The 4,177-nt window shown below is 59.8% G+C and carries 7 protein-coding genes; 5 read left to right on the top strand and 2 right to left on the bottom strand.

What is annotated here, in order from left to right; all coding sequences use genetic code 11:
- The first annotated feature begins 229 nt into the window (after positions 1–229).
- The 5 genes from ABYW26_RS11425 (at position 230) to ABYW26_RS11405 (ending at position 2,829) form a co-directional block, all read left to right on the top strand.
- Positions 230–559, top strand: a complete 330-nt coding sequence (locus tag ABYW26_RS11425) for an AtpZ/AtpI family protein (protein WP_372605005.1) — start codon at positions 230–232, stop codon at positions 557–559.
- Between the two features lie 3 nt (positions 560–562).
- The gene (locus ABYW26_RS11420) at positions 563–1,318 is read left to right on the top strand and encodes a F0F1 ATP synthase subunit A (RefSeq protein WP_372605004.1); all 756 of its coding nucleotides are present in this window, start codon (positions 563–565) and stop codon (positions 1,316–1,318) included.
- A gap of 52 nt (positions 1,319–1,370) precedes the next feature.
- Complete coding sequence (locus ABYW26_RS11415) at positions 1,371–1,595, top strand: F0F1 ATP synthase subunit C (protein ID WP_035251977.1); 225 nt, start codon at positions 1,371–1,373, stop codon at positions 1,593–1,595.
- Positions 1,596–1,670: 75 nt separating this feature from the next.
- Positions 1,671–2,267, top strand: a complete 597-nt coding sequence (locus tag ABYW26_RS11410; protein WP_372605003.1) for a F0F1 ATP synthase subunit B' — start codon at positions 1,671–1,673, stop codon at positions 2,265–2,267.
- 4 nt (positions 2,268–2,271) lie between these two features.
- Positions 2,272–2,829 (top strand): F0F1 ATP synthase subunit B, encoded by a 558-nt coding sequence (locus tag ABYW26_RS11405; protein ID WP_372605002.1) that lies wholly within the window; start codon positions 2,272–2,274, stop codon positions 2,827–2,829.
- A 79-nt stretch (positions 2,830–2,908) separates the two neighbouring features.
- Here ABYW26_RS11405 and ABYW26_RS11400 read toward each other — a convergent pair whose 3' ends face one another.
- Together ABYW26_RS11400 and ABYW26_RS11395 are read right to left on the bottom strand one after the other, a co-directional pair.
- Positions 2,909–3,703, bottom strand: a complete 795-nt coding sequence (locus tag ABYW26_RS11400; protein WP_372605001.1) for a class I SAM-dependent methyltransferase — start codon at positions 3,701–3,703, stop codon at positions 2,909–2,911.
- Between the two features lie 84 nt (positions 3,704–3,787).
- Positions 3,788–4,177: FCD domain-containing protein (locus ABYW26_RS11395; protein WP_372605000.1), on the bottom strand; the 390-nt coding region annotated here is incomplete at its 5' end.

The following is a 4,177-nucleotide window of genomic DNA, read 5'->3' as shown; positions in this document are numbered from 1 at the left end:
GCTGACCGGCGGCGCGGCGGCGCAGGATCATCAACCAGATGGTTGAATAACGAATTCCGCCCTGTTAGCGCCGGACAGGCCCGAAGGGGGCAGGGTGGCCCGGCAGTGAAGCATAAGTTAATCGTTGAAAAACAATGATTTAAGTATTTTCCGCACTGCCGCAAAGAGGCTTGACTCAGGACCCCCCGCTTTCTAGGTTCGCGTCGACTGTCCAAGGGGGCGTTTGTCGATGGTAGATCCGGCGGATAAAGAGCGGCTTGCAGCCCTCGAAACACGGATCGCTGAGCTGAAGAAAGCTCAGGACCCCGGCAAGGCTCATCAGGAAGAGCACTATTCTCAGGCCAATCTGGCTTGGCGGATGGTGATCGAGCTGGTCGCCGGGTTGGGGATTGGCTTTGTCATCGGATACGGGTTGGACACGCTGTTCGGCACAACCCCCATTCTGATGGTGATATTTATTATGCTGGGCTTCGCGGCCGGGGTGAAGACAATGCTTCGATCCGCCGCTGAGATCCAAGAAAAGGCATCGGCCGAGGCCGGTAACGACGAGAGGGACTGAATCGTGGCAACCGAAGCGAATGGCGAAGGCACAGGTCTGGTATTTCACCCGATGGATCAGTTCATCGTAAAACCGCTGTTCGGCGGCGATACGATCAACTGGTATACCCCCACCAACGTGAGTTTGTGGATGGTTCTGACCATCGTCGTTGTCTTCCTGCTGCTGGTTGTCGGCACGCGCGGTCGCGCCATTGTTCCCAGCCGGGTTCAGTCGGTCGCTGAACTGGCCTACGGCTTTGTCCACAAGATGGTCGAAGACGTTGCCGGCAAGGATGCGCTTAAATTCTTCCCCTACATCATGACGATCTTCATGTTCGTGGTGTTCGCCAACTTCCTCGGCCTGCTGCCGATGTCGTTCTCGACGACCTCGCATTTCGCCGTCACCGCCATTCTGGCCATCGCCGTGTTCCTGACCGTGACCATCGTTGGTTTCGTCAAGAACGGCACCAAGTTCCTTGGCCTGTTCTGGGTATCGTCGGCGCCGCTGGCCCTGCGCCCGGTTCTGGCGATCATCGAACTGATCTCGTATTTCGTGCGTCCCGTCAGCCACTGCATCCGACTTGCAGGCAACATCATGGCCGGTCACGCCGTTATCAAGGTTTTCGCAGGCTTTGCAGCCATCGCCGCGATCTCGCCCCTGTCGATCCTTGCGATCACTGCGATGTATGGGCTTGAGACGCTGGTGGCCTTCATTCAGGCCTACGTGTTCACCATTCTGACCTGTGTGTATCTGAAAGATGCGCTGCATCCGTCGCACTAAGGTCTGATGACTAAATAAAGAATATTCACTTCCAATCGTAAGGAGATATCACATGGAAGGCGATCTCGCACATATCGGCGCAGGCCTGGCAGCAATCGGTTCCGGCGCAGCCGCAATCGGGGTGGGCAACGTGGCCGGCAACTTCCTGTCGGGCGCTCTGCGCAACCCGTCGGCCGCTGGCGGCCAGACCGCGACCCTGTTCATCGGTATCGCTTTTGCGGAAGCCCTGGGGATCTTCTCGTTCCTCGTCGCGCTTCTGCTGATGTTCGCCGTCTAATCCACCGAACCGATCCTTACGGCCGGATGGGTCCGCTGACCCATCCGGTGTAAACATAGGTTCCTGGAGGACGACATGGCAAACGAAGCGAACGAAGCGGCTCACGCGGTCAGCGAAGCAGCGCACGGCGCTGCCGAAGCGGCGCATGGCGCGGCAGCGGCGGCTCATGGTGCCGCTGAATCTGCTGGCATGCCGCAGCTCGACTTTTCGACCTATCCCAACCAGATCTTCTGGCTGGTGGTCTCGATCGTAGTGATTTATCTGATCCTGTCGCGCGTTGCGCTGCCCCGGATCGGATCGGTTCTGGCTGAACGTCAGGGCACGATCACCAACGATATTGCGGCCGCAGAAGAGCTGAAGCTCAAGGCGCTGGAAGCCGAAGAAGCCTATAATCAGGCTCTTGCGGATGCCCGTCTGGAAGCACAGAAAATTATTGCCGAGGCAAAAGCTGACATTCAGGCTGATCTGGATGCTGCAACCGCCGAGGCCGATGCTCAGATCGCCGCCAAAGCTGCGGAATCGCAGAAGAGCATTGATGAAATCCGCGCCGGTGCGCTGGAAAGCGTGACCGAAGTGGCCAAAGACACCGCTAAGGAAATCGTCGCAGCACTGGGCCAACCGGCCGATGCCAAGTCGATTACCGCTGCGGTTTCGGCACGGCTGAAAGGGTAAGACGATGAAAAAACTTACCGCTCTGCTCGCCCTTGCCGCCAGCCCCGCGCTGGCTGCGACCGGCGGCCCGTTCGTCTCGCTGCACAACACCAACTTTGTTGTGCTGCTGGCCTTCATCCTGTTCGTCATCGTCCTGATCTATTTCAAGGTCCCGGGCATGATTGGCGGGATGCTGGACAAGCGTGCGGATGAAATCCGTGACGAACTGGAAAAAGCCAAGGCCCTGCGCGAAGAAGCCCAGACCATCCTCGCCTCCTACGAGCGCAAGCAGCAGGAAGTGAAGGAACAGTCGGCCCGCATCGTCGAGCATGCCAAGCAAGAAGCCCAGAACGCCGCCGCCGAAGCCCGTAAAGAGCTGGCCGCGTCGATCGTTCGCCGCATTCAGGCTGCTGAAGACCAGATCGCTTCGGCTGAAGCCGCGGCTGTCCGGGCAATCCGCGACCGTGCGATCAGCGTTGCTGTTGCTGCGGCCGCCGAAGTTATCGGCAAAAAGATGACCGCAGATTCGGGCAATGCCCTGATCGAAGATGGCATCAAACAGGTCGAAGCCAAGCTTCACTAATCCGGCGAACCGCCGTTTACGAATTGAAAACCCGGCCTTAGCGCCGGGTTTTTTCTTGTCTGCTGACAGGGGGCTGGGATCAGGCGCGCGCGGTGATCACGTTCGATACATGCGGGAACCGCAGGGCCACGCCGTCATAACAGTCGCCCAGCCCGGTCAGGAAATCCTGAATACAGCGCTGTTGCCGCTCGGCATCCAGCTGGGACAGCTTGTCGCCGGTGTGCATACCTCCCAGCGCGCCCTCGGCAAAGGCGCGGCCATCGGGGTGTGACAGGGCAAGGCTGACGCTATCGACGCGGACATCGCTGAAACCGGCATCCTCAAACAGCGCGCCGATCTCATCGCCATCGGTCAGGCTGCAAATTGCCCGCACCGCCGCCCCGGCCTCGGGGCCGTTGTTCTTGTCCAACGCCGCAGCCTGCGCCGCCAGCAACGGGTTCAGCGACAGGTCTTGCGACACGCAAAACGCCACCCTGCCGCCCGGAACCATCACCCGGCGCAATTCGCGCAGGGCGCCGACGCGGTCGGGAAAGAATTGCAGCGCCTGCTGGCAAAAGGCGACATCAAAGCGGTTATCGTCGAAGGGCAATTGCCCGGCTTCGGCCTCGACCCAATCGGCGGCGATCCCGGCGGCCTTGGCCCGGGCCTTGGCGACCGCCAGCATGTCGGCGCTCATATCAGCGCCGGTCAGGCTGCCGGGCTTGACGTTCGACAGGATGATTTCCCTGGAAACGGCGCCGGTGCCACAAGCAAGATCAAGGATATTCTCGCCATCACTGGGTGCGGCGCGGCGGATCAATTCCTGTGCCCAAGGCCGGAAAATCACCGGCACCAAAGTGGTTTCATAGCGATTTGCGAAACTTTGGTCAGCCATCGGTCAGCGCCTTCTGAACGTGGGTCGAGTCGCACTAGTCTAACATATTTCGGCGTATTTGGCTGCGTGGGCGGACCGAACGGCCTAGCTGTGCGCTTGTTCGTGCTCTAACCGTCGCCGGGCGATCAGTTCATGGCGTTCGGCTGCCTGCTGATCGCTGAGCGCACGCTGGACATAGTCCAGATGCGCCATGACCGCCTGCCGCGCCGCTTCGGGGTTGCGGGCCTGTAGCGCGTCGTTGATGGCGCGGTGCTGGTCCAGCAGGGCGCCACGGGTGGTGCGCTGTTTGAACATGACCTTGCGGTTATAAAACACGCCCTCGCGCAGCAGTTCGAACATCGACCGCATCATATGCAGCATGATGACGTTATGGCTGGCCTCGATGATCGACATGTGGAATTCGGCATCAAGCCGGGCTTCGTCCTCGGGGTTTCGCTTGCTGTGGGCGGCTTCCATCTTGTGAAAGATCGTATC

Source organism: Actibacterium sp. (assembly GCF_041584535.1).
Lineage (GTDB): Bacteria > Pseudomonadota > Alphaproteobacteria > Rhodobacterales > Rhodobacteraceae > Actibacterium_D.
The sequence above is the reverse complement of the archived record's forward strand: the minus strand, read 5'-3'. Positions and strand labels throughout refer to the sequence as shown.